The organism is Streptomyces sp. NPDC060000, from assembly GCF_042737375.1.
In the GTDB taxonomy this organism is placed as follows: domain Bacteria; phylum Actinomycetota; class Actinomycetes; order Streptomycetales; family Streptomycetaceae; genus Streptomyces.
This window is the reverse complement of the sequence record NZ_JBHWUU010000007.1, coordinates 1-23,910: the sequence shown is the minus strand read 5'-3', so window position 1 is coordinate 23,910 and position 23,910 is coordinate 1. Positions and strand designations below refer to the sequence as shown.

19 protein-coding genes and 4 pseudogenes are annotated in these 23,910 nt (G+C 70.2%); 14 read left to right on the top strand and 9 right to left on the bottom strand.

Annotated features, from left to right (window positions below; all coding sequences use genetic code 11):
* Window positions 1-100: 100 nt before the first annotated feature.
* The 3 genes from ACFWBB_RS06040 (at window position 101) to ACFWBB_RS06030 (ending at window position 2,462) form a co-directional block, all read left to right on the top strand.
* Complete coding sequence (locus tag ACFWBB_RS06040) at window positions 101-856, top strand: GPP34 family phosphoprotein (protein WP_351763262.1); 756 nt, start codon at window positions 101-103, stop codon at window positions 854-856.
* Window positions 857-1,190: 334 nt separating this feature from the next.
* Window positions 1,191-2,060, top strand: a complete 870-nt coding sequence (locus ACFWBB_RS06035; protein ID WP_385267540.1) for a helix-turn-helix domain-containing protein — start codon at window positions 1,191-1,193, stop codon at window positions 2,058-2,060.
* 210 nt (window positions 2,061-2,270) lie between these two features.
* A complete protein-coding gene (locus tag ACFWBB_RS06030; protein WP_385267537.1) occupies window positions 2,271-2,462 on the top strand; it encodes a DUF397 domain-containing protein in 192 nt (63 codons plus the stop codon).
* Window positions 2,463-2,665: 203 nt separating this feature from the next.
* On the opposite strand, the gene ACFWBB_RS06025 is transcribed toward ACFWBB_RS06030, so the two are convergent.
* From ACFWBB_RS06025 to ACFWBB_RS06015, 3 genes are all read right to left on the bottom strand, one after another.
* Window positions 2,666-3,538, bottom strand: a complete 873-nt coding sequence (locus tag ACFWBB_RS06025; protein WP_385267781.1) for a MerR family transcriptional regulator — start codon at window positions 3,536-3,538, stop codon at window positions 2,666-2,668.
* A gap of 220 nt (window positions 3,539-3,758) precedes the next feature.
* Entirely contained in the window at window positions 3,759-4,262 is a 504-nt protein-coding gene (locus ACFWBB_RS06020; protein ID WP_385267534.1) for a glutathione peroxidase, read from the bottom strand.
* A 135-nt stretch (window positions 4,263-4,397) separates the two neighbouring features.
* A complete protein-coding gene (locus ACFWBB_RS06015) occupies window positions 4,398-5,369 on the bottom strand; it encodes an ArsR/SmtB family transcription factor (RefSeq protein ID WP_385267532.1) in 972 nt (323 codons plus the stop codon).
* A gap of 193 nt (window positions 5,370-5,562) precedes the next feature.
* Here ACFWBB_RS06015 and ACFWBB_RS06010 point away from each other — a divergent pair, with 193 nt between their 5' ends.
* The gene (locus tag ACFWBB_RS06010; RefSeq protein WP_385267529.1) at window positions 5,563-6,768 is read left to right on the top strand and encodes an MFS transporter; all 1,206 of its coding nucleotides are present in this window, start codon (window positions 5,563-5,565) and stop codon (window positions 6,766-6,768) included.
* Window positions 6,769-6,994: 226 nt separating this feature from the next.
* On the opposite strand, the pseudogene ACFWBB_RS06005 reads toward ACFWBB_RS06010, so the two are convergent.
* From ACFWBB_RS06005 to ACFWBB_RS05990, 4 genes and pseudogenes are all read right to left on the bottom strand, one after another.
* Window positions 6,995-8,569 (bottom strand): annotated as a pseudogene (locus tag ACFWBB_RS06005) (IS200/IS605 family accessory protein TnpB-related protein); the annotation flags it as partial.
* A 30-nt stretch (window positions 8,570-8,599) separates the two neighbouring features.
* The gene (locus ACFWBB_RS06000) at window positions 8,600-9,082 is read right to left on the bottom strand and encodes a MarR family transcriptional regulator (protein WP_385267526.1); all 483 of its coding nucleotides are present in this window, start codon (window positions 9,080-9,082) and stop codon (window positions 8,600-8,602) included.
* A gap of 102 nt (window positions 9,083-9,184) precedes the next feature.
* Window positions 9,185-9,700 carry a DUF4396 domain-containing protein gene (locus tag ACFWBB_RS05995; protein ID WP_385267524.1) on the bottom strand — a complete coding sequence of 172 codons (516 nt, stop codon included), beginning with the start codon at window positions 9,698-9,700 and terminating at the stop codon, window positions 9,185-9,187.
* Between the two features lie 142 nt (window positions 9,701-9,842).
* A pseudogene (locus ACFWBB_RS05990) lies at window positions 9,843-10,262 on the bottom strand (FtsX-like permease family protein); the annotation flags it as partial.
* On the opposite strand from ACFWBB_RS05990, the pseudogene ACFWBB_RS05985 reads away from it, so the two are divergent.
* The 4 genes and pseudogenes from ACFWBB_RS05985 to ACFWBB_RS05970 form a co-directional block, all read left to right on the top strand.
* Window positions 10,257-10,961, top strand: a pseudogene (locus tag ACFWBB_RS05985) (sensor histidine kinase); the annotation flags it as partial. The pseudogenes ACFWBB_RS05990 and ACFWBB_RS05985 overlap by 6 nt on opposite strands.
* Complete coding sequence (locus tag ACFWBB_RS05980) at window positions 10,958-11,668, top strand: response regulator (RefSeq protein WP_385267522.1); 711 nt, start codon at window positions 10,958-10,960, stop codon at window positions 11,666-11,668. The pseudogene ACFWBB_RS05985 and the gene ACFWBB_RS05980, both read left to right, overlap by 4 nt.
* Window positions 11,669-11,757: 89 nt before the next feature.
* Window positions 11,758-12,975: an NAD(P)/FAD-dependent oxidoreductase gene (locus ACFWBB_RS05975; protein WP_385267519.1), complete on the top strand. Its 1,218-nt coding sequence runs from the start codon at window positions 11,758-11,760 to the stop codon at window positions 12,973-12,975.
* Window positions 12,976-13,107: 132 nt separating this feature from the next.
* On the top strand, window positions 13,108-14,004 hold the full coding sequence (locus ACFWBB_RS05970) for an RNA polymerase sigma-70 factor (RefSeq protein ID WP_385267516.1): 897 nt from the start codon (window positions 13,108-13,110) through the stop codon (window positions 14,002-14,004).
* A gap of 180 nt (window positions 14,005-14,184) precedes the next feature.
* Here the strand turns inward: ACFWBB_RS05970 and ACFWBB_RS05965 are convergent, their stop codons facing one another.
* The gene (locus ACFWBB_RS05965) at window positions 14,185-15,921 is read right to left on the bottom strand and encodes a dolichyl-phosphate-mannose--protein mannosyltransferase (protein WP_385267513.1); all 1,737 of its coding nucleotides are present in this window, start codon (window positions 15,919-15,921) and stop codon (window positions 14,185-14,187) included.
* Window positions 15,922-16,911: 990 nt separating this feature from the next.
* Here ACFWBB_RS05965 and chvE point away from each other — a divergent pair.
* From chvE to ACFWBB_RS05935, 6 genes are all read left to right on the top strand, one after another.
* Window positions 16,912-18,009: a multiple monosaccharide ABC transporter substrate-binding protein gene (gene chvE / locus ACFWBB_RS05960; protein ID WP_385267510.1), complete on the top strand. Its 1,098-nt coding sequence runs from the start codon at window positions 16,912-16,914 to the stop codon at window positions 18,007-18,009.
* A gap of 762 nt (window positions 18,010-18,771) precedes the next feature.
* Window positions 18,772-19,170, top strand: coding sequence for a hypothetical protein (locus tag ACFWBB_RS05955; protein WP_385267508.1), 399 nt, complete (start codon window positions 18,772-18,774; stop codon window positions 19,168-19,170).
* 429 nt (window positions 19,171-19,599) lie between these two features.
* On the top strand, window positions 19,600-20,520 hold the full coding sequence (locus tag ACFWBB_RS05950; protein ID WP_385267505.1) for an MBL fold metallo-hydrolase: 921 nt from the start codon (window positions 19,600-19,602) through the stop codon (window positions 20,518-20,520).
* A 253-nt stretch (window positions 20,521-20,773) separates the two neighbouring features.
* Window positions 20,774-22,195 (top strand): MDR family MFS transporter, encoded by a 1,422-nt coding sequence (locus ACFWBB_RS05945; RefSeq protein WP_385267779.1) that lies wholly within the window; start codon window positions 20,774-20,776, stop codon window positions 22,193-22,195.
* A complete protein-coding gene (locus ACFWBB_RS05940; RefSeq protein ID WP_385267777.1) occupies window positions 22,179-22,673 on the top strand; it encodes a helix-turn-helix domain-containing protein in 495 nt (164 codons plus the stop codon). Before ACFWBB_RS05945 ends, ACFWBB_RS05940 begins: the two co-directional genes overlap by 17 nt.
* A 62-nt stretch (window positions 22,674-22,735) precedes the next feature.
* Window positions 22,736-23,206 (top strand): VOC family protein, encoded by a 471-nt coding sequence (locus tag ACFWBB_RS05935; protein ID WP_385267502.1) that lies wholly within the window; start codon window positions 22,736-22,738, stop codon window positions 23,204-23,206.
* 191 nt (window positions 23,207-23,397) lie between these two features.
* Here the strand turns inward: ACFWBB_RS05935 and ACFWBB_RS05930 are convergent.
* Window positions 23,398-23,910: pseudogene (locus ACFWBB_RS05930) on the bottom strand (transposase); the annotation flags it as partial.

Here is a 23,910-nt window from a genome sequence, read left to right as displayed (position 1 = left end):
AACGACATACCTACTGGTTCCACTACAAACAGGTCACGCACCCTCGACAGACCATTGTGAGAGGGGTCACCCTGTCATTCATCCACGCGGGGAGGCATGGATGGGCAGGAGCCGCAGAACAATTCCGGAAGAGCTTTTGTTGCTGGCGCTGGACCCGACCACGGGTACCACCGCACAGCCGCAGTCGCTCGACCTCGGTCTGGCCGGAGCACAGCTAGTGGAGCTGGCGCTGGCCGGACGGATAGCCCCTGACGGGGATCGTATCGCCGTGGTGTCCCCACGGCCGACTGGAGACCCAACGCTGGACTGCGCGTTGGAGTTGCTGCGAAGGCGTGGCGCTCCTGTACGGGCTGTCCACTGGATCGGCGGGCCGCGTCTCGGGCTGCGCCAGATTTACCTCTCGCATCTGGAGCGGTGCGGCATGGTTCATGCCGTGGCGGGCCAGATGTGCGGAGTGCTGCCGACGACTCGCTACCAGGCGACGGACACCGACATCAGCCGGGAGATCAAGGCCCGGCTGGACTCTGCGATCCGCACCGGCGTACCGCCGGACCCGCGGACCGCGGCGCTCGCCGCACTGGCGCACGCGGTCGGCCTCGGCAAGCACCTGTACCCGGGCAACGAGGGACGCTCGTCCCGCTCCCGGTTGCGGGACCTGATCAGGCACGACCCCATGGGCGGCCTCGTGGCGCACGCCGTGATGGACGTCCAGAACGGCGCGGTGGCACAGCCACGCCGCAACCAGGCACCACCCGGCCGCCAGGCCGGACCCGGTGCCAGGCCCGCTCCGGAACCCGCCCGTGGCGTTCCGGCGCAGCCGCACCGAGGTCCCATGGCACGTGTCGTGGCGCACTGAGCCGCAGTCCCACGACGCCGCGCCGACCGGGCCGGTAACCGCAAGAAGCAAGCCGCAAGACGCAAGACGTAAGACCTGTTTGACCGTTTGGCCCGTTGGATTCGCAAGACTCGTTGGACCAGGACCCTTTCGGGAGCCGCCGCGGCCGCGCGGGGTGGTGGGACGTATCGACCCGCCGCCCCGCGCGGACGCATGTCGGGGACCGACCCGAACTGGCGTGTAGCCGCCGCATATCCACCGTTTTCCAGCGGTAGAAAGCACCTTGGTGGCAGTCTGCTCAACAGCAGATACGCAAAGTGTCAGTTACAGGCACGCAGCCGGAGGTGCACGTCCAGTGGCGTCCAATGTCAATCCCACCGTCAGGCGACGCCGGCTGGGTCAGGAGCTGCGTCGGCTCCGTGAGCTCAAGGGCATGACGGCCGAAGAGGTCGCCGAACGCCTGCTGGTGTCCCAGTCGAAGATCAGCCGACTGGAGAACGGCCGGCGCAGCATCAGCCAGCGCGACGTCCGCGACCTGTGCGGGGTGTACGAGGTCGAGGACCAGCGGATGGTCGACTCGCTGATGGAGATGGCCAAGGACTCCCGCCAGCAGGGCTGGTGGCATGCCTTCGGCGATGTCCCGTACAGCGTCTACATCGGTCTCGAGACCGACGCGGCGAGCCTGCGCGTGTACGACCCGCAGGTCGTGCCCGGGCTGCTCCAGACCCGTCAGTACGCGGAGGCGCTGATCTCGGGCGCGCTGCCGGAGGCGCCGCCGGCGGACATCGAGAAACGGATCCAGGTGCGTCTGCGCCGACAGGAACGTATTTCCACCGCCGACAACCCGTTGCGTCTGTGGGCGGTTCTGGACGAGGCGGCCCTGCGCCGCGAGGTCGGCAACCGCCAGGTGATGATCGAGCAGCTGGAGTACCTGCTGGAGATGTCCCAGCTGCCGCACGTCACCGTGCAGTTGATCCCGTTCACGATGGGCGCGCATCCGGGGGTGAGCGGACAGTACGCGATCCTCGAGTTCCCGGACGCCGCCGACTCCAGTGTGGTCTACATCGAGGGCGTCACCAGCGACCTGTACCTGGAGAAGCCGCAGGACGTGCAGAAGTACAGCGTGATGTACGAGCATCTGCGGGCCCAGGCCCTGAACGCCGATCAGACCCGGGAGTTCATCGCGAAGGTGGCGAAGGACTATGCAAGGGAGGGCACTTCATGAAACGCGGCAAGATACACCTTCGACCCAGACGGAGGGAAGTCCCTGTGGAATATGCCATCCGAACGGGTGAGTAGTCGCTCCGCATGACGATGTTGGCGAGTAGCGTCGATCACGCCATCAAGCAACAACGGTGGCGCAAACCGTGCCGTGCAGACGGAGACCTGCGCACGGACGGTGACAGCAACTCAGCAACTGACTACCGGAGCGAACATGGCAATGCACCAGGGCGCCGCGAACGAGTGGGTCAAGTCCTCCTACTCCCAGGGCAACGGCGCGTGCGTCGAGATCAAGTCCCCCGTCCGCGCGGCCATGGCCGTCCGTGACTCCAAGGTCACCGAGGGCCCGACCCTGGCCTTCCCCGCCGACGCGTGGAACACCTTCGTGGCATCGGTCAAGGCGTAAGGGGACGATCCCCTGAGACAGCACGACCAGTACGATCAGCGTCACGAGCAACACCAGTACCACCAGCGTCACGAGCAAGACCAGCGTCACGAGCACGACCCTGGAGCCCCCTCGACCAGATCGCCGTCCTAGCCGAGGGGGCTCGGCATATCCTCAGTACTTCCCCGGCGCGGGCCGTCCACCCCGCCGGACTCCCGGCGCCGCTAGCCCCGCTTCACCGGGAACGCCACGTCGCACACCGGGTCCTCGGCCCCCGCCGCGTCCCAGTCGGCGAAGTAGACCTCCCGGCAGGGCCCGTCGTAGTCCCAGCCCTCCCGCTTCATCCACGCTTCCACCGCCTCGTACGGGGCGAGGATCTGAGGATGCGCCACCTGCGCCTTGGTGATCCTCGTGTACGCGAGCCGCCGGGCGGGCTCGACCCGGGCCTGGAACTGCCGTCCCCGACCCTGTGCGGCGGCCGCCCAGGCCCTGGCTCCGGCCTCGTCCGCGACCGGCACGCACGACTCGACCGGCCCGTCGCTCTCCATGGACACCGCGGAGTAGTACACGACGTACGGCGACCCGATCACGCCCCCGCACTGCCCGGCCGCCTCCTCCAGTCGCCCCAGCGAGGCGGGGATCCAGATGGGCAACTCGTCCGCGAGGGTGTGCCGTGTCTCGGTGACGATCACCCGCTCGGGCACGTCGACCAACTGGACCTCGAACTTCTCGTACATCTCGGAGCTCCTACCCGACAGCCGTGCACGGAGGTAGGCGGCGAGGGTGCGCTGGGCGGCGAACCGGGTCTCGACATCGCCCCAGTAGGCGGCGAGCAGGTCCCCGGACCCGGGCCCGTCAGTGGTCTCCACCACCTCGGCGATGCGGGCCAGCGGCATGTCGAGCTGGCGCAGCATGGCCACAAGACGGGCGCGTTCCACCTGGCCGGCGCGGTAGTAGCGGTAACCGCTGGCCTCGTCGATGTGCGCCGGGGCGAGCAGCCCGAGCCGGTCGTACAGCCGCAGCGCCTTGGCCGAGAGGCGGGCCCGTGCGGCGAACGCGCCGATGGTGAGCAGCTCGCCGTCGTCTTTCAAGTCCACCACGCGCCCCCGTCGTCCTCCGTCGCCGGGCGGCCGTTCCGCCCGACGCCGAGGACGCTCCGCCCTGCCCCAGGGGCAAGGTCAAGCCGGACGATCCGGCCGATTCCTTGGATCCGTCCGGTGGGTCAGATCCATCAGATCCATCAGATCCATCAGATCCATCAGGTCCGTCCGGTCCGTCCGGTCCGTCCGGTCCGTCCTGTCGGTCAGATCCGTTCGGCTAGCCCAGCTGGCTTTCGATGGCCGCGACGACCTCGGCGGACTCGGGCTCGGTCTGCGGGGAGAAACGGGCGACGACCGTCCCGTCCCGTCCGATCAGGAACTTCTCGAAGTTCCAGCGGATGTCGCCGTCGTGGCCCTCGCCGTCCGCGAACCCGACGAGCCGTTCGTACAGCGGGTGCCGGTCCACACCGTTGACCTCGACCTTCTCGGTCAGCGGGAAGGACACGCCGTACGTGGCCGAGCAGAACTCGGCGATCTCCTCGGCGGTGCCGGGCTCCTGCCCGAGGAACTGGTTGCAGGGCACGCCCAGCACGGTGAAGCCCTGAGCCGCGTACCGCTCCTGGAGCTTCTCCAGGCCCGTGTACTGCGGGGTCAGGCCGCACTTGGAGGCCACGTTCACCACGAGCACGGCCTTCCCCGCGTACTGCGACAGCTCCGCGGAACCGCCCTTGAGGGCATCGATCTGGACGTTGAGGGGAGAGGCACCGGTATCAGTAGTCATGCCCCGGATGCTAGCCCCGGACTGTGAACCCACCCCTTCCGGGGCCATTCCCCGCTTCCGCTTCCGCTTCCGGCCCGGCACTTCCACGGCCCGCCCCCTGTCCCGTCCTGGCCCGTCCTGTCCTTCCGGGGCCGCCTACCGGTCGGCGGCTCTGGTCACGACCTCGCCCGCCGCGGTCCGCGAGTACAGCACCGACCGTCCCGCGCGCCGTCGCTCCACCAGCCCCGCGTCGAGCAGGACCCGGAGATGGCGGCCGACCGTGCCGAGGCCCTGGCCGGTCAGGGCGACCAGCTGGGTGGTGCTCAGGGGGCTCGAGAGGAGGATCAGCACCGTGGCCCGGGCGGGTCCCAGCAGGGCGCCCAGCGCGGCCGGTACGTCACGGGCACGGTCCCGGTGGTCCTCGGCGAGCGCCCCGGCGCAGGGATAGACGACGGCGTACCGCTCCCGGCCCTCCCACGACACCCACCCGGACTTCGGCGTGACCGGCACGAACACCAGCTCGGCGCCGGAGATCTCGCGGGGCGGATACTCGTGCAGGTTGACCTGAAACCGACTCTCGCCGAGCCACCGCGTCCCCGGCCGCAGCGAGTCCAGTACGTCAGCCCAGCCACCCCGGCTGACCTGCGCGGTCCGCGCGACGACATCGGCCTCCAGGACACGCCTTCGCCGCTGCCAGTGCGGCCGTACGCCCGTCTCCCACACGTACTCCAGCAGCCCGGCCGCCCGCTCCGGCAGGTCGTCCCGGTCCAGGGCGGCGGGGAGCGGGCCGGCCAGGGACATCCGCAGATGGGCGCGGGCCTGTGCCGGGCAGGCCGCCCGTACCCGGGCGACGCCCTCCTCGAAGCTCTCGCCGTCCCTCGGCGTGGGCGTGAGGAAGTCGGCGATCCAGCTCCGGCCGAGTCCGGCCCGCAACAGCAGCGCGGTCACCGGGTCGGCCGCCAGGACGGCGCGGTAGCCGGGGAGCCGGTCGTGCAGCCAGTCCCGCTCGCCGGGATGCGTCCCCACGCCCGCGTGCAGCAGTTTCAGGCTCGCGAAGGTCTCGGCGAGCGGCGAGAGAACGAACCGGCTGCGGGCCAGGGTGTCCGCGTTCACCTGCCACCACCCCATGCCCCTGCACCCCCTCGTCCCGTGCGACATGCGCCGTATGACCCACGACCCGCAGCTCACGCCGTACGAGGGGCGTCCCACGCCGCCACGCCCCACACCGCCACACCGCACACCGCATTGCGCGCGACCCACGACGTTTCGCGGGTGCGCGAAACAATAACCACCTCTCTCCGGCCCGCCGCAGACTCCGCCCATGACCGGCCACACATACCGCCAGCTGTTCCGCGTCCCCGAGTTCACGCCCCTCTTTCTCTCCGCCGCCGCCCACACCGCCGCCGGGACGGTGAGCGGGCTCGCCCTCGGCACGCTCGTCTACCGGGCCACCGGCTCCCCGCTGCTGTCGGCGGTGAGCATGTTCGGTCCGTCGCTCGCGCAGGTGCTGGGCGCGACCTTCTTCCTCTCGGGCGCCGACCGGCTGCCCCCGAGGTCGGCGCTGACCGGCCTCGCCCTCGCCTTCGCCGCAGCGACGGCCGTCCTGGCGCTGCCGGGACTGCCGGTGTGGGGCGTTTTCGCGGTCGTGCTCCTCCAGGGTCTGGTCGCCTCGCTCGGCGGGGGCGTCCGCTGGGGCCTGCTGAACGAGATCCTCACCAAGGACGGCTATCTGCCGGGGCGTTCGCTCTTCAACATGCTGAACGGGCTCATGCAGATCGTCGGATTCGCCACCGGCGGCGCCCTCGTGACGGCGCTCTCCCCGCGCCCTGTCCTGCTGCTCGCCACCCTGCTCTACACGATCGCCGCCGTGGTCACCCGGCTCGGCCTGAGTGCCCGCCCGCCGCGTGCCTCCGGCCGGCCCTCGGTCGCGGCGACCCGGCGCTCGAACGCCGTCCTGTGGTCCGCCCGCCCCCGTCGCCTCACCTATCTGGGCCTGTGGCTCCCCAACGGCCTGGTCGTCGGTTGCGAGGCCCTTTACGTGTCCTACGACCCCGACGCGGCGGGCACGTTGTTCGCGTGCGGGGCGCTCGGCATGCTCGCCGGGGACGTGACCGTGGGCCGCCTCGTCCCGGCGGCCCTGCGGCCCCGGCTGGCCACACCTCTCCTGCTGCTCCTGGCCACTCCCTACGCCTTCTTCGCCCTGCACCCCGCGCTCCCGCTCGCCGCGGCCTGCGCCACCCTCGCCTCCGTCGGCTTCGGCGCGAGCCTGGTCCAGCAGGAGCGGCTGATGGCCCTCACCCCGCCCGAACTCAGCGGTCACGCACTGGGGTTGCACTCGGCCGGAATGCTCACGATGCAGGGCGTGAGCGCGGCCCTGGCCGGCGGGCTGGCCCAACTCACCTCGCCCGCGACCGCGATGACGATGATGGCGCTGACGTCGATCGCGGTGACCTTGACGTTGAAGGTCGCCGCGCGGGCCGACGAGGAACGCGAAACGCACGACCTCGGCCGGGTGAGCGGGGGCTGACGGCCGGGCCGGGTCAGAGGTCCGGCCCGGTCAGACGTCCGGCCCGGTCAGACGTCCGGCCAAGTCGGACGTCCGGGTCGGTGAAGACCTCGGGCACCTTGTTGTCGAGGACGACGCGAGCCAGAAGCGCGGCGAGCCGGTCGCGCTCGTTCGTGTTCAAGCCCGAGGGCAGGTTCTCGACGCGGCGGCACGTCTCGTCGTAGAACCGTTCCTGAAGACTGAGCGGGAGTGAGTCCTGTTGCCAGGTCTCATGCTCGGCCGAACGCCCCGGACGGTGTTGGGCGTTCTGGTTGCCCGCGTTCGCTCCGCGTCCGGCGCCGACGGATCGTGTCCGTGGTCCGGGAATGCGGGGGCGGGTTCCCTCACGCCCAGCAACCCCCAGTCCGGCCTGGACGGTCCGATGCCCCACCGCATCACTCCGGTGTGGTGGGGGGCGGTGCCGTCCGTCGCCGGATCGGGTGTTGCTGGGCGCGCCTTCCGATCGCCACGGCAGCAGCATCATGGCGAGTGGTCTTACGGGTGGTGCTGGTGGTGGTTTCTGCCAGTGCTGGGCGCCCCAGCGGCTGGTGTAGGCCGGGTCCACGGCGATGACCGCGATGCCTGTCTGATCGGCCATCGAAGACAATCGGGCACGGAGTTTCCCGGTGGGCATGCCGGAGATCAGCTGCCTAAAACGCTTCCTGCGGCCGTGCTTCTCCCGGGTTTTCTCGGCAGTGAAGTCCAGGTCCTCGACCGCGATCGCCCGCACCTCGCAGGTACGGGCCCAGTGCAGGAGGCGGGTGAGGGCGTGGCGGACCTGCGCGTCACGGTGTTCGGCGGTGCCGGTGAGGTCGTAGAAGAAGCGGCGCGGGCTGCCGGTCGGGTTGCCGTGGACGTCCAGGTGCCAGGCGGCAAGGTGATCGGCGTTCATGTCCACGCCGATCACACCGTGGGCGAGCGCGGCCTCGATGGGGTGGGTCGGGGTGGGCGGGATCTGCCAGGAGGCGGTCACATACCAGCGGTCCCGGCCGGTATCCAGGTGGATGCGGTAGGCGACCACCCGGTTGGCCGCGACACGATCCGCCCACTCCTCGCCCCGGTGCGCGAACGTGACCTTGCAGACGAGGACATACCGCCCGTGCGGGGCGTTGGCCAGATACGCGAGCGGTGCGGGCAGCTTGAGGCTCACCTCGCCGTCGGGACTGATACGGATGGTCTCGTTGCCGTAGCGTTTGCCGGACTCGCCGTCGGCCTGGCAGAACCAGCGCTCGGCCTCCCACCGCCCGCGCCACACGGACTCCGTGAGCTGAGCGGCGTCCAGGTGGTGGCGGGTGCGGGCCAGACGTTTGCCGCCGCGTACGACGTGGACGATGCCGGCCTCGCGGTCGGCCCGCGCGGCAGTCACCCGGTCCTGAAGTACCCGCAGCCGCCGGGACTTGGCATGCCATTCCCGCTGGGACCGGTAACCCCCGGGCGCCTTCTTCGTCCCCTTCTGCCCGACCGGCAGCGACAGCCGGTCCTCGACAGTGCGAATACCGGCTTCCAGGTTCTGGATGTGCGCGAGCTGGCAGCGTCGGGCCAGCGCCCACTGGTCATGCGTGGCCTTGGTGATGCTGCCCGCCCAGCGCGACGACGACAGCGGCGTCAGCTCCCGCTTACGCACCGCCCACGCCTCCCCGGAATGCGACACACCGTCCCGGCAACGCGCCTTGAGATCCCTCGAAGCCAACGACCCCAGATGCGCACCCATCAGGCGCAGCACCTTCTCATCGTCCGCGGTCAGGTGTTTGAGGCGGGTACGGACGGCCACACCCTCGCGCAGGGGTTCTGAGCTGTTGCCGCTGGAGTGCGTTCAAGAGCGTTCTGGTGAGCGGGAGTGAGCGTGGAGCCGGTCGCCCGCCTCGGTGAGGCCGACACGTACGGCCCGCCCGTCCCGCGGATCCGGCTCGCGCCGGACCAGTCCGCGCTGGGCCGTCCGGTCCACGAGCCCCGTCAGGCTCGACCTGCCGAGCCCCAGCATCTCCACGAGTTCGATGGTCGGTGTCGTGTCGCGCGCCTCGGCTGTGGGGCTGGTTCTCGGTGGGGAACTGACGTTCTTGCGTCGAATGCGTGACCTTCGCGGGTGGTGCTCGTTTCCCATGGCGACGGGATCTTCAGGTCGGGATGGGGTGGCGGGGTGGGTGAGGTGAGGAGCATCGCGGCGCCGTTCGTCGCGTCCGGTCCGAGTGCACAGCAGTTGGCCCTGTTGCGGAGTGATGCCGTGGGCGCGGCTCGACTCGGTGTACACGGCGTTCACGAGGAACGCCGACCGCACCAACGGGGTCACGACCGCCATCTGCCCACCTGCGGTTTTCCCCATGAGGGGACACACCAGTGCGGGAGTTGGCGCCCGGCGGGCTGTCCGCCGAGCCCGGGGGACAGGCGGCGGCCAGGGACGTCAGGCGTGCCCGGCGTGGGCGACGGCGTGGCCCTTTCCGCGGCCGATCATCCACTTGTTCACGGGCGTGGTGATCAGGAAGGCGACCACGAAGCCGCCCAGCAGGGTCGCCCAGAAGAGACCGTCCGACAACTGGGCCTCCATCGCGCCCGGCGTGAGAGCGACGATGCCGTTGTCGACCAGTTCCATCACGGCGATTGACACGGTGTCGGCGGCCAGCGCCACCTTGACGGCGGCCCGGAGGTCCAGTCCGGCCCGGCGCACCCCGAACAGGGTGAGGGAGTAGCCGAACAGGAACGCGAGAACGATCGCGGCGACCATCGTCGGCACATTGCCCCAGCCGAGGGCGGTACCGACGGCCATCCCGAGGATCTCGCCGATGGCGCAGCCGGTCAGACAGTGCAGCGTCGCCCGCACCGCCATCGTCCAGGAGGCGCCCCCACCGTGGTGCCCCGCCGGGGAGCCGTGCTCGTGGTGCAGGTTGTGGTGCTGGTCCTGTTTCTGGTCGTGGTCCATGCCTCCTGTATACCCCCTGGGGGTACCTGAAGCAATGGTGCCCGACCCGGCTGCCGGTCAAGGGTGCCGTCACCCGCGAGCGGGTGCGAGCGCGAAACGGCGGCGCGGCGGGCGGACAGGACCTGTTCACGCGGTCACGTGGTCACTCGGTGCGCAGGGCGGTCGCGGTGGCCGTCCTGGCGGCCCAGCCGGCCGGGAGCAGGGCACCCGCGACCGCGATGGCCAGCCCGCCCAGGGCGAGCAGAGCCAGCGCGGGCGGCTCGTAGACGGCGATGTCCGAGGCGGGCAGGGTCATGCCGACGGCGTCGCCCATCATCGGCGTGACGTACCGGTGCAGTGCCACCCCGGCCGGGACCGCCACCGCGCCGGCCACCAGGCCGATTCCGGCGACCGAGGTGACGACCATGGTCACCGTCTGGCGGGGGGCCATGCCGAGGGCCTTGAGGACGCCGAGGTCGTGGACGCGGTCGCGCGTGTCGAGGACGACCGTGTTGAGGACTCCCAGGCCGGCGACCACGACGAGCATGAGGGTGAGCGTCCCGATCAGCGCGTCCATGGCCAGGCGCTGCTGGCCGTCGAGGCGGGCGGTCGCACGGCGATGGCCGAACTGCGCCACGTCATGGGCCTGCTCACCATGACCGACGACGACCACGACGACCACGACGACCACGACGACCACGACGACGGCGGCTACGACGGCGGGGCCGGACCGGGTGACGGGCATGCGCCCGGTGACGGGTACGGACCCGCGGAGGGGCGCCGGTACGGGCAGGCGCCCGGTGAAGCGGACGGGTTCGGGCGCGCCCCCGGTGACGGTCACCGGCCGGGTGAGGGCCTCGGCCCGGTCACCCGGGCCGATCTGACGCCACAACCCGGTCTCGCCCAGGTGCCCGCCCTCACCGACCGGATCCGCGAGACCGGCGTCCCCGTCGAGCTGACCGTCACCGGCACCCCGGCCCCCCTCGCCGTCGGCGCCGACCTGGCCGCGTACCGCGTGGTGCAGGAGTCGCTGACCAACACGGTCAAGCACGCCGTCGGCAGCCGGGTGCGGGTCGCCATCGACCACGTTCCCGGCGCCGTGCACATCGAGGTGTCCGACACCGGCGGCACGTCCGCCGCGCCGGACGGCCCCGGCGGCGGCCGAGGACTGATCGGCCTCCACGAACGTCTCGCCGTCTACGGGGCGACCCTGCGCGCGGGGAGCCGCCCCACCGGCGGTTTCGAGGTCCGCGCCGTCATACCGGTCGAGGCGCTGACGTGAGCGAGCCGCCGCCGCGCGTGGTGATCGCCGACGACCAGGCGCTGGTCCGCACCGGCTTCAGCATGATCCTGGCGGCGGACGGCATCGACGTCGTCGCCGAGGCCGCCGACGGGGACCAGGCCGTCGAAGCGGTCCGCCGCACCCGCCCCGACCTGGTCCTGATGGACATCCGGATGCCCGGGACCGACGGCCTGGAAGCCACCCGGCACATCCTCTCCGGCGCGGTGCTGCCCGACCCGCCCCGCGTCATCATGCTCACCACCTTCGATCTCGACCGCTACGTCTACGCGGCACTCACCGCCGGGGCGAGCGGCTTCCTCCTCAAGGACGTCACCCCCGAGCACCTGGTCGCGGCCGTCCGCCTCGCCCGCACCGGGGACGCGCTGCTCGCCCCGGCCATCACCCGGCGCCTGGTCGAACGCTTCATCGTGCGCGAGGCAGCGGCGTCCGCCGCCCTGCACCGCGACCTGACGGTGCTCACCCCCCGCGAGCTGGAAGTCCTCCGCTCGCTCGGCAGCGGCCTGAGCAACGCCGAACTCGCCGCGCGTTTCCGTCTGAGCGAGGCCACCGTGAAGACCCACGTGGCCCGCATCCTCGCCAAGCTCCGGCTGCGGGACCGCGCCCAGGCCGTCGTCGTGGCCTATGAGACCGGTCTGATCACCCCGGCGGCGCCGGGCCCGGCGGGGCGCCCGGCCGGGCCGGAGTGACGTGTGCCACAGCGCGTCGCCCAGCTGTCACACGGATCGGCGACCCGGTGTCGTAGGGCCGTACTTCTGGACACCACCGAGGAGACGGCATGGCCGAGAACACCGATGTTGTCGTGATCGGCGGCGGATACGCCGGCGTCATGGCGGCCAATCGCCTCACCCGGCGCGGCGACGTGAGCGTGACGCTGATCAATCCGCGCCAAACCTTCGTCGAGCGGATCCGTCTGCACCAACTGGTGGGCGGATCGGACGACGCGGTCGTCGACTACCCGAAGGTGCTGGCCGACGGCGTCCGGCTGGTCGTCGACACCGTGACCCGGATCGACGCGGCCGGACGGCACGTCGAGCTCGCGTCGGGCGGCTCCGTCGGCTACGACCACCTGATCTACGCGGTGGGCAGCGGCAGCGCCGACCCGCGGGTGCCGGGAGTGGCGGAGCACGCCTACCCGATCGCCGTCCTGGAGGACGCGGAGCGGCTGCGGCAGGCCCTCGCCGCCGCGCCCGCACCGGCCGCGGTGTCGGTGGTCGGCGCCGGTCCGGCCGGCATCGAGACCGCCGCCGAACTGGCGGAGGCGGGCCGTACGGTGACCCTGGTCTGCGGCGGGGTGCTCGGTCCGTACCTGCACCCCCGGGGCCGGCGCACGGTCGCGCGGCGGCTGGCCGAGCTCGGCGTGAGCGTGCTCGACGGCCCCGACACCACGGTGACCGCGGTGACCCGCGATGCCGTGCGGCTCGCCGACGGCCGCGAGCTGCCGAGCGAGGTGACCGTCTGGGCCGCCGGCTTCGGCGTGCCCGACCTGGCCGCGCGCAGCGGGCTGAGCACCGACGCCCTGGGCCGTCTGCGTACGGACGAGACGTTGACCAGCGTGGACGACGAGCGCATCGTCGCGGCCGGGGATTCGGTGACGCCGTCGGACCTGCCCTTCCGGTTCGGCTGCCAGGCCGCGGTCCAACTGGGCCCGCAGGCCGCCGAGACGGTGCTCAGCCGGATCGCGGGTGAGCGGCCCGCGCCCGTCGAGGTCGGGTTCGCCGGACTGTGCCTGAGCCTGGGGCGTGGCGTCGGCGTCTTCCAGTTCTCCCGCAGGAACGACGTCGCGATCAGGCTCCACGTCGGGGGCCGGCTGGGCGCGAAGCTCAAGGAACTCGTGTGCAGGAGCACCGTCCGGCAGCTGGCGTACGAGGCGCGCAGGCCCGGGGTCCGCACCGGGTGGGTCAAGGACGGCAAGCGCCAGGACCTGCTTCGGGCGAAGCACGGCGAGACGCCGGACGCGGCCGCCCGGACCCCCGGTCCGCCCGGTGAGGCATGAGTGACCGGTCCACGAGGTAGTGACGGTAGTGACGGGGAAGAACGGACGCCGCTGTGGACGCACGCACGCACGCGCGTACAGGCGCACGGTCGCCGGCGACCGGCGCCGATCACGGGGGAGAGGACGGGAACTGTGAGCGGCCAGGCCACTGATCCGGCGACCGACACGTTCGTCGCCCACCGCAACCTCCTCTTCACGGTCGCGTACGAGATGCTCGGATCGGCGGCGGACGCCGAGGACGTCCTCCAGGAGACCTGGCTGCGGTGGATCGACGTCGACCTGGCACAGGTACGCGAACCGCGCGCCTACCTGGTCCGGATCACCACCCGCCAGGCGCTCAACCGGCTGCGCACGATGGCGCGGCGCAGGGAGGCGTACGTCGGCCCCTGGCTGCCCGAGCCGCTGCTCACCGTCCCGGACGTCGCCCAGGACGCCGAGCTCGCCGAGAGCGTGTCGATGGCGCTGATGCTCGTCCTCGAGACGCTGTCGCCGACGGAGCGCGCCGTCTTCGTACTGCGCGAGGCGTTCGACGTCAGCTACGAGGAGATCGCGGCCGCCGTCGACAAGAGCCCCGCGGCCGTCCGCCAGATCGCGCACCGCGCCCGCAAGCACGTCGATGCCCGCCGTCCCCGCGAGGCGGTCTCCCCGCACGAGACACGGGAGGCCCTGGAGTCGTTCCGGCGCGCGATGGACACCGGCGACCTGCAGAGCCTCCTCGACGTGCTCGCCCCCGAGGTCGTCATGCTGAGCGACGGCGGCGGCATCAAACAGGCCGCGCGACGGCCGATCACGGGCGCCGACAAGGTCGCCCGCTTCATCATCGGCAATCTCAGCAGGATCGAAACGACCCTCACCGCTCACCTCACCCAGGTCAACGGCAACCCGGCCCTCCTCGTACGCCAGGACGGCGAGAACGACGGCGTCATGGCGATCCGCGTCGAGAACTCCCGCATCACCGGCATCTACTACGTCCGCAACCCCGAGAAGCTGACCCGCGTCGCGGTCGAGACCCCCCTCACCCTGCGCTGAACACCGCGCGGACGGACCCCGGTCGCGGTGCCGCGGGAGGCCAGGGGGTCCGAGTCGCTGCGAGCCGAGTACGTCCACAGCGGCAAGGACACCGGCAACCTGGCACTTGGGGCGTATGGCAGTACCTCACCGTGCGCAAGTGAAGTGCTCTGCGCGGCCTGCCCCGGAACGGGGCCGGCCTCAGATCCAGGTGTCGAGCCACATCCTCGCGTGCCAGTCGTCGTACGGGATCGTCTGCCCGGTGTAGACCGGGAAGAAGTAGACGAAGTTCCAGGCGATGAGCAGCACCAGCGCACCAGCGGCCACCAAGCCACGGGTGCGCCGCCTCTCACCCGCCCCCGGCGGACCCAACAGCGCGCCCAGCAGCATCGCCACCGCCAGGCACAGGTACGGCACGAAGACGACCGCGTAGAAGGAGAAGATCGTACGGTCCTGGTACAGGAACCAGGGCAGATAACCGGCGGCCACCGCGCACAGCACGGCGCCGGCGCGCCAGTCGCGGCGCAGTGCCCACCGGTAGAGCAGATACACGAGCGCGCAGCACGCCGTCCACCACAGGAGCGGTGTGCCCAGCGCGAGGACCGCCTGCGAGCAGGCGCCCGTCGTGCCGCACCCGTCCTGCCCGGGCTTCGGCGACTGGTAGTGGAACAGCACGGGGCGGCCGAGGACCAGCCAACTCCACGGGTTCGACTCGTACTTGTGCGGAGTGTGCAGCCCCACGTTGAACCGGTACACCCCGTACTCGTAGTGCCACAGGCTGCGCAGCGCGGCCGGAACCCACGACCAGGTGCCACCGCGGCCGTCCGCCCAGTGCCGTCCGTAGCCGTTGTCGGACAGGAACCACCCCGTCCACGTCGTCAGATAGGTCACCACGGCGACCGGGACGACGGACAGCAGCGACGGGCCGAGGTCCTTGCGCAGCACCGCCCGGTACGGGTGGCGGGCCCCCGCCACGCGGCGGGCGCCGACGTCCCACAGCAGGGTGAGGACCACGAAGAAGGCGAGGAAGTACAGGCCGTTCCACTTGGTCGCGGCCGCCAGTCCCAGGCAGAGACCGGCCGCGAGCCGCCACGGACGTACTCCCGTCCCGGCGCGGGCGCCGGCGGCCCGGTCGGGGCGTGCGTGGCCGTCCGCGTCCACGGGAAGGGCTGCCGCGAGCCGGGCCCGTGCGTGGTCGCGGTCGAGCAGCAGGCAGCCGAACGCCGCCAGCACGAAGAACATGACGACGAGGTCCAGCAGCGCGAAGCGGCTCATCACCAGGTGCAGTCCGTCCACCGCCATCAGTGCCCCGGCCAGGCAGCCCAGCGCCGTCGACCGGAACAGACGGCGTCCTGCCCGGCACAGCATGAGGACCGACAGCGTGCCCAGCAGCGCCGTCATGAAGCGCCAGCCGAACGGGGTGAGACCGAACGTCCACTCGCCGAGGGCGATCACCCACTTGCCCGCCGGCGGGTGCGCGACGAAGGCCCCGGTGTCGGAGAGCGGGATCACGTGAGGGTGCGCCAGCAGCTGCGGGTCGGCGATCTTGCGGTCCGGCCAGGTGCCCTCGTAGCCGAGCCGCAGCAGCGCCCAGGCGTCCTTGGCGTAGTAGGTCTCGTCGAAGACGAGGTCCCGCGGCTGCCCGAGACGCCAGAAGCGGATCACCCCGGCCAGCACGGCGACAAGTACCGGCCCCAGCCATTCCATCGACCTGGCGACCGCCCTGGCGACGGGATACGCCCGGGTGCGGTCGAGGCCGGTGATTTCCCATACGCGGGTCGACGGTTCAGGAAAGGGCGGAACCAGGCGCTCGCGGATGCCGGCCCGGGGCCGTCCGGCATATCCGAACAGGCGCAGACGGTCCTGCCACTCACGGGGTGCCGCAGCGGGGGATGCGCTGTCGAGGACAGGGGAGCGCGGCGCGCTGCTACTCGTCACCGGACGACCCTAAACGGTGGCCTCTCTCACCAAGTACACCGGCGTGTCGGCTGAGTTGGCTGGAAAGCGCTCCCTGGACGGGACGATTCCCATGGGAATCACACAGCTTGGAGCGACGCGCCACGGCTTTGCTCCAAGCGGTCAGTTAACGCCATTGACCAGCAGGAACATGGAATTGCAGAGTGAATTCCCGGCATGCCTGCAAAGGGTCCGCCGGGGAGGGCAAGCGATCTCCATCACCTTCTGGATCCGTTTCCGTTCGCACCGTTGACACCCCGCGCACCCCCTCTTATTGTCACGCCACTATTCCGACCGCGTGACGGTATTTCGAACGGCTGAAAGGCAAGTGCCCTGCGCGCCACCGAAATCAGCACATACGTGGCAGGAGTGCCTCGGCGCGGCCCGGCGTATGTACAGGTGCGCGCCGACGACGCGATACCGCGCGCCGCCGAGGCCCGGGCGCAGGGCCGTACCGTCACCCCGGTCGGCGATTCACGAGGCATCGGGGCGTGTGAGCACCGACGGGTGCGACGCGCCGAACGACCTGACCGCCAGTCAGTTCCACGTGATCCGCCGCCTGTTCACCGCCCCTGAAGCCGTGCGCGGGATGCCCAGGCGCTCCGACGCTCCGACGGCCCGACGGCCCGACGGTCCTGACAGCGGCCCGCGGATCCACGAGGTCGCCGAGCGGATCACTGCGGGGCGTACCGCTCCACCACGACTCCGTTCCGACGGGACGCGCACTCCACCACGACTCCGGTCCGTCCAGGGTTCCCGGGAAACACCCGTACGGCGCCTGCTCTTCCGCGGAGTCCGGTCCTGGTACCCGACGGCGGGGCCACAAGCGGACACGGCTCGCCCGGCTCGCCGTCCGCCCCGCTCATCAACTGCTCCCCCCGCCCCGCCGGTTACCCACCGGCACCCACACCGACACCGGCGACCGCTACGCCGCAGTCCTCTCAACGACGAGAAGAACGAGGAACGATCCCCATGCGCAACCGAAGAGCTGCCCTCGCCGCCACGGCCGGAGCCGCCTCTCTCGCCCTCACCCTGTCCGCCTGCGGTGACAACGTCGGGGGCGGTTCCGAGAGCAGCGCCAAGGGCGACACCATCGGCATCGCCATGCCGACCCAGGCCTCCGAGCGCTGGCTCACGGACGGCAAGAGCGTCGTCAACGACCTGAAGGCCGACGGCTACCAGACCAAGCTGGTCTACGGACAGGACAGCCCGAAGACCCAGGTCTCACAGATCGAGGCCCTGATCAAGCAGGGTGTCGACGCGCTGATCATCGCGGCCATCGACAACAGATCGCTGAACGGCGTGCTCCAGAAGGCCGCGGACGCGGACATCCCGGTGATCTCCTACGACCGGCTCATCCTCGGCACCGCGAACGTCAACTACTACGTCTCCTTCGACAACGAGCAGGTCGGCCGGTTCCAGGCCCGCTACATCATCGACAAGCTCGGCCTGGAGGACGGCGCGGGCCCCTTCAACATCGAGCTGTTCGCCGGCTCCCCCGACGACAACAACACCAAGTACTTCTTCGACGGCGCGATGCACCTGCTGCAGCCGTACATCGACACCAAGCAGCTGGTGGTCCGGTCCGGTCAGACCGGGCTCAAGGACGTCACCACCCTGCGCTGGGACGGACCCACCGCGAAGAAGCGCATGGCCGGCATCCTCTCCGAGTCGTACGGCAGCAAGAAGGTCGACGCGGTCCTGTCGCCGTACGACGGCATCTCCATCGGCGTCCTGAACGCGCTGAAGGAGGACGGCTACGGCTCCGGCAACAAGCGCCTCCCCATCGTCACCGGCCAGGACGCCGAGCTGGCCTCGGTGAAGTCGATCATCGCGGGCGAGCAGTCCCAGACCGTCTACAAGGACCTCCGCCAACTCGCCAGCGTCGCCGCGGAGATGGCCGACGACATACTCAACGGCAAGACGCCGAAGGTGAACAACAGGAGGGCCTACGACAACGGCGTCAAGGCCGTGCCCGCCTACCTGTTGCAACCGACCACCGTCGACAAGTCCAACTACGAGTACGTACTCGTCGCGGGCGGCTACTACACCGACGCCGAACTCAAGTAGCCGCCCGAGCCGGACGGAACGCTCGCCGCACCCCCGTGGGCGAGCGGCACACCCGGCCCCGGCACCTCATGGTGCCGGGGCCGGGTGCGGGCGGCCCAGCCCCCGGCAATTCATGCCGGCCATGAATGCCGGCGGCCCATCAGCCCCGAGCACGGCCGCCCGACAGGGTCCCTGCTCGTATTGCCTCACGTTGACCGCCACGGTCGCCAAGGCGCAGGCCGTAAACGCGGTTACCCAGTGTGGTGGCCCTGTCACGTTGACCGGCATGGGCCGGTGCACGCAGGGACGGCGGGATACGGGAGTGGCTTCCGATGAATCGGCCTCTGTGGACGAAATTGCTTTGATTGCCATAGGCATCGACTTTCGAACTCAGCTATCTGCCTGGCCATCGCGGTGTTGTCGCGGTGTTGTCGCGGTGCTTGAGGGGTCAATTACGCCCAGCAGGTCAAAAGTGGACATTGCGCCCACTGCTCGCTAGGGTCGATTAACGGACGGCAGACCTCTGGAAGTACTCAGTACGCAGGGGAGTTGGCGTCGGAAGTCAGAGTCAACCGTCTCCCCGATGGCGCTCGGCGCCCTCCGGCGCGAAGCGCAGCCGGCCCCCACATCCCGGACACGCGGGGTCGAGCGCGGCCCTCAGTGGCAGGCGCATGAACTCACATGACGGTTCGCACCGCACATGCGCTTTGTCGATGCCGTGGCCTGCGTCCTACGCGGCCCGGCGTCATCGGCAAAGCAGTCTTCAACCAGTGGGAGTCTGAAATGCGAAATTGCAGCAGCACTACAAGGAAGACGCTCGGCTCCGTCGCGGTCGTGGCCTCGCTGGCACTCGCCGTCCCCTTGGTGGCGTCCGGCACTGCGCACGCCGCAGGGGTGAAGGTGGTCATCAGCGGAACCGCGAGCTGCGCCAAGTTCGGTGATTCGACACCGAGTACCGTCGTGGTGACGCCCGTCAAGGGGAAGGCCGGCTCGGACGAACTCCCCGGTGACGACGAGACCGAGGAGTACTCGGTCGTGCTCACAGGGATCCCGAAGAACGGCACGAACGCCACCGCCGTGGTCACCTGCGTGGACAGTGACAACGATCAACATACGATCAAGAAGACGTTCAAGGTCACGAAGCCCGCGAACGGCGCCCCACTGGTCCGCAATTTCAAGTAGCCTCCGGCGCCGAGCGCTTCGGCACCGAGACGACCCGCTGCGAACTCCGTGCCATCGCGGCCCTCACAGTGGTCGGTCACCGGCCCGTCGAGGATCGGGCGCGGGAACGTCCCGCCGGCTGGCAGCCGGCGGGACGTTCCGTCTGTCACACATCCGACGGTACCGCTGCCACGAACGCGCCTGTCCGCAGGCGAAGTTCACCGAGCCGCAGCAGGTGGAGGTGGGCGTGGGCGTGGGCGTGGGCCGAGTGGTTCAGGGGCTCGATGGCAAACCACCAGTACGGGTAGGGAGCGTGCTCTGAGAAGAAGGCCGGCCCCCGCGGCGGCTCACCAGCGCGTGCCGAACGGGTTTCGCAGAATGGGCCGTTCGTGAGAGGGCACACGAGGCACTGAGGTGGCACTCCTGCCCCCGGGGTCCGAGGATGCTCGTATGAAGGTGCCGATCGGTCGCCCCAGTCTGCGGCCCTACCTGCCTTACCGGCAGCGCGTCGCAGCGCACGGTGAGGGGCTGAGCGCTCACTTCTTGGGCACCAGTTCGGTACTGCTGTCGGACGGGCGGACCTCGGTGCTCAGCGACGGGTTCGTCACCCGACCAGGGATGCTGCGTGTGGGCATGGGCAGGATCGCCCCGAACCGCGCGCTGGTCCGTGCCGCCATCGAGCGGCTGCGGGTGGACACCCTCGCCGCTGTGGTGTGCGCGCATTCCCACTACGACCACGCCCTCGACGCACCGGTGTGGGCGCTGGAGACCGGCGCCGAACTGGTCGGGTCGGACTCCACCGCCAACATCGGGCGCGGCCTGGGAGTCCCCGCATCGTCCTTGCGGGTGGTCGGCGACGGCGACACCGCGGCCTACGGCAACTTCACGCTGACCTTCCTGGACTCCGTGCACAGCCCGGGCGACCACTACCCCGGCACCGTCGACCGGCCACTGGTCCCGCCGGCCCGCGCCGGCGCCTGGAAGACCGGCACCGCCTACTCCGTGCTCATCACCCACCCCCACGGCCGCGTGCTGCTGCAAGCCAGCGCCAACTACCGGCCCGGCGCGCTGCGCGGCCACCGCGCCGACGTCATCTACCTGGGCGTCGGCATGCTGGGTAAACAGCCCGTCGAGTTCCTTCGCACCTACTGGGACGAGGTCGTGGTCACGACCGGGGCCAGGCGGGTCATCCTGGTGCACTGGGACGACTTCTTCTCCGGCCTGGACCGGCCACTGCGCCCCATGCCCTACCTGCTCGACGACCTCGACACCACCATGAGCCGCCTGCTGCCCCTGGCCCGCCGTGACGGCGTCGACGTCGTCCTGCCCGTCTCCTGGCAACCCAGCGCCCCCCTCACCGGTCTTGTGTGAACCGGACCGCGCAAACCCGTGGGGCGCGCGGAGCACGTCGACAGCCCGGCCGAGCCTTCTCCAGTGCTGCACCGCGGCGCCGCTGAGGCATCGCTCGCCCTGTCGTAGATAGAGTTGTCTTTCTTGCGCTATCGCCTTACCTTCAGCAGAGTAAGAATGACTCCTCTATCTTAAGGCGCTGACCGTGAGCACTTCCCACGAGGCCGGGCCCGCCCCCGCCGATCCCGGCCGCGTAGACCCCGCTGTGTCGCGCATGGCGATCGCCCTCATCGTCGGCGCCCTCGGCGTCGTCTTCGACACCACCATCGTCAGCGTCGCCCTGAACGACCTGGCCAAAGACTTCGACGCCCCGCTGTCGACGATCCAATGGGTCAGCACTGCCTACATGCTGGCCGTCTTCATCACCATCCCGCTCGCCGGATGGGCCCAGTCACGGATCGGCGGTCGGCGCCTGTGGACCGCGGCCCTGGGCGGGTTCTTGGTCGGCTCGGTCCTGAGCGCCCTGGCCTGGAGTGCCACGAGCTTGATCGTCTTCCGTCTCGTCCAGGGCCTCGCAGGCGGCATCATGATGCCGCTTATGTACACCCTGCTGATGCAGGCCGCCAAGGGCCGCAACATCGGCAAGGTCATGGCCATCATCACGGTGCCCACGGCACTCGGCCCGATCGTCGGCCCGGTCCTGGGCGGTCTCATCCTCCATCTGGCCGACTGGCGATGGCTGTTCTTCGTCAACATCCCCTTCTGCCTCGTCGGCATGTGGCTCGCCCGGCACAACCTGCCCGACGACCGACCCACACCCGACAGCCCCCGCGCCCGCCTGGACGGTGTCGGCCTGCTCCTGCTGTGCCCGGGTTCCGCAGCCCTCATCTACGGCCTCTCCCAAGTCGACGGCAGCACGGACTTCGCCGGCGCCCAGGTCCTCATCCCGCTGCTCGCCGGGCTCGCTCTGGTCGGGAGCTTCATCGCCCGGGCGCTCGCCCGGGACACCGGCTCACTGGTTGACGTGCGGATGTTCCGACACCGCTCGGTGGCCTCGTCCTCCACCCTGCTCTTCCTCGGTGGCATCTCCCTGTTCGGGTCGATGATGCTGCTGCCCCTGTACTTCCAGCAGGTCCGCGGCGCGACCCCACTCGGCGCCGGACTGCTGCTCATCCCCCAGGGACTCGGCGCCCTCGTCGCCCGCGGCCTGGCGGGCAAGTACATGGACCGCGTCGGTCCCCGCGCGGTGGCCCTCGTGGCCTTCGCCTTCGTCGCCGCATCCACCGTGCCGTTCGCCTTCGTCGCCGCCGACACCAGCGAAATCCTGCTCATGGCCGCGCTGTTCATCCGTGGCACAGCCTCGGGCGCTGCCATGATCGCGCCCATGGGCTCCGCCTTCGTAGGGCTGGAGCACGAGGAGATCCCTGACGCCAGCATCATTACCCGCGTCGCCCAGCAGATCGGCGGCGCAGTGGGTGTCGCCATCCTCATCGTCGTCCTTCAGCAGAACATCGGCGACGCCCACACCCCCAGCGCCCTGGCCAACGGCTTCGACCACGCGTTCTGGTGGTGCGTGGCCCTCACCGCCGCCGCTGTCCCGCTCTGCCTGCTCCTGCCCAGCCTCCCTGAACCGGCGGCCCCCGCCGACAGCAAAGCAATGAAGACGGACAAGAAGGCGGATTCGAACGCACAGTGAGCACAGCAGTGGCACTGCCTGGGCAAGTGGTACACGCCGCTGGCGTGCGCACGGGGAGAACGGCCTGGTCGACCACTCGTCCCGACCGGTCACGAGCCCGACCCGGTCCGCGCTGGACATCGCGGACCTGGTGGAAGCACTGCGACGGCAGACCAAGTACGGACCTGTCCGGCTGACCGCCGATCTTCAACGGCTGCACGGCATCACGGTCGCGCCGGCCACCGTGCACCGCATCCTCGTCCGGCGGGGACTCGACCGGCTGCGCGACCTCGATCCGCCCACCGGCGAGCAACTGCGCGAGGTCATCCACTACGAACACGACCGCGTCGGCGACATGGTCCACGTCGACATCAAGAAGCTCGGACGCATCCCCACCGGCGGCGGGTGGCGGATGCACGGCGTCGGCACAGACGCTGCCCGCGCCTCCAGACGCCTTGGCCCCGGCACCGGGCAGGTGGGCTGCACCGGCCACCGATGAGTTCCACCGGCCGGGCCGGTCTACCAGGACGTACGCCATCGAGACGCCGACTGGAGCTCACCATGACGAATCCCGCACACCCCGGCCGCATGCTGTTCGTGAACATCCCCGTAGCGGACCTGGAACGCAGCAAGGCGTTCTTCGCTGATCTCGGGTTCAGTTTCAACCCGAACTTCACCGACGAGACCGCCGCCTGCATGCTGGTCGGCGAGCACGCCTTCGTCATGCTGCTCAGCCATGAGAAGTTCGCGCAGTTCGCGAAACTGCCGATGGCCGATCCCACCACGCACACGCTGGCGCTGTACTGCTTCAGCGTGTCATCCCGTGAGGAGGTCGATACGGTCAGCGCCACTGCACTCGCGGCGGGCGGCTCCGAGGCGGATGGCGCCGAGGACTACGGCTTCATGTACTCACGCAGCTTCTTCGACCTCGACGGCCACGGCTGGCAGGTCATGTGGATGGACCCGGCGGCGGTGGAGCAGGGCCCCGAGGCGTTCGCGGCCTCCACCCAGGACGCCGACACCCCGGCCTGACCCACCACCGCGTAAGGCACTTGGTGGGGCGGTGCGCTGTGGGCGGGGGCGTACACCTGCGTTCATGAGCAGCTGACTGCCGAGACGGATCGTCAGCTGCGACCCACAGGCAACCCCGCCCGTTGTCGGGAGGCGGCTCGGGGAAACCCACTGGTGGAGGCATCGGCAGGGCGCCCCGATTCGACCTCACCGATGCCCCGCCAGTCCTTCATCTTGTTGATGGCCCGCTCAACTGTGTTGCGGTCGCGGTAGAGGCCGGTGTCGTGGGTGACGGGCCTGCCGCCCCGGCTGCCCTTCTTCCTGCGGTTGGCAGCCGGGTCTCTTCTCCGGAATGACGGCCTTGACACTGCGTTTGCGCAGGTGAGCGCGGTTTGTGCGGGAGGAGTAGGCCTTGTCGCCGGCTGCGGGCCGGGTGCGGGGACGGCCGACCGGCAGGCGGACCCGTACCTTGTTCAGCACCGGGATGAACCGGGGGCTGTCGGCGGCCTGCCCGGCGGTCAGGACGGCCCCCCCCATCGGGCGACAGCGCCGGTCGGCGGCCAGGTGAATCTTGCCTGTCAGGCCGCCGCGGGAGCGGCCGGGCAGGGCGGCCTTCAGCCGGGCCCGCCGTCTGCGGCGTATGCGTCGTCGCTCGGCTTGGAGGGGGTCGTTTTCGTCGATCTGTCCGCCTTGTTCCTCGCGCGCTCCCCCTTTGGTGAGGCCGC

What these genes read in the sequence shown, in the direction of transcription:
- ACFWBB_RS05995 (WP_385267524.1), bottom strand. Translation starts at nt 9,700, where the DNA reads ATGGACCACGACCAGAAACAGGACCAGCACCACAACCTGCACCACGAG.
- ACFWBB_RS05975 (WP_385267519.1), top strand. Translation starts at nt 11,758, where the DNA reads ATGGCCGAGAACACCGATGTTGTCGTGATCGGCGGCGGATACGCCGGC.
- ACFWBB_RS06000 (WP_385267526.1), bottom strand. Translation starts at nt 9,082, where the DNA reads ATGGCGGTCGTGACCCCGTTGGTGCGGTCGGCGTTCCTCGTGAACGCC.
- ACFWBB_RS05950 (WP_385267505.1), top strand. Translation starts at nt 19,600, where the DNA reads ATGAAGGTGCCGATCGGTCGCCCCAGTCTGCGGCCCTACCTGCCTTAC.
- ACFWBB_RS05935 (WP_385267502.1), top strand. Translation starts at nt 22,736, where the DNA reads ATGACGAATCCCGCACACCCCGGCCGCATGCTGTTCGTGAACATCCCC.
- ACFWBB_RS06030 (WP_385267537.1), top strand. Translation starts at nt 2,271, where the DNA reads ATGGCAATGCACCAGGGCGCCGCGAACGAGTGGGTCAAGTCCTCCTAC.
- ACFWBB_RS05945 (WP_385267779.1), top strand. Translation starts at nt 20,774, where the DNA reads ATGGCGATCGCCCTCATCGTCGGCGCCCTCGGCGTCGTCTTCGACACC.
- ACFWBB_RS06010 (WP_385267529.1), top strand. Translation starts at nt 5,563, where the DNA reads ATGACCGGCCACACATACCGCCAGCTGTTCCGCGTCCCCGAGTTCACG.
- ACFWBB_RS05955 (WP_385267508.1), top strand. Translation starts at nt 18,772, where the DNA reads ATGCGAAATTGCAGCAGCACTACAAGGAAGACGCTCGGCTCCGTCGCG.
- chvE (WP_385267510.1), top strand. Translation starts at nt 16,912, where the DNA reads ATGCGCAACCGAAGAGCTGCCCTCGCCGCCACGGCCGGAGCCGCCTCT.
- ACFWBB_RS06020 (WP_385267534.1), bottom strand. Translation starts at nt 4,262, where the DNA reads ATGACTACTGATACCGGTGCCTCTCCCCTCAACGTCCAGATCGATGCC.
- ACFWBB_RS06040 (WP_351763262.1), top strand. Translation starts at nt 101, where the DNA reads ATGGGCAGGAGCCGCAGAACAATTCCGGAAGAGCTTTTGTTGCTGGCG.
- ACFWBB_RS06015 (WP_385267532.1), bottom strand. Translation starts at nt 5,369, where the DNA reads ATGGGGTGGTGGCAGGTGAACGCGGACACCCTGGCCCGCAGCCGGTTC.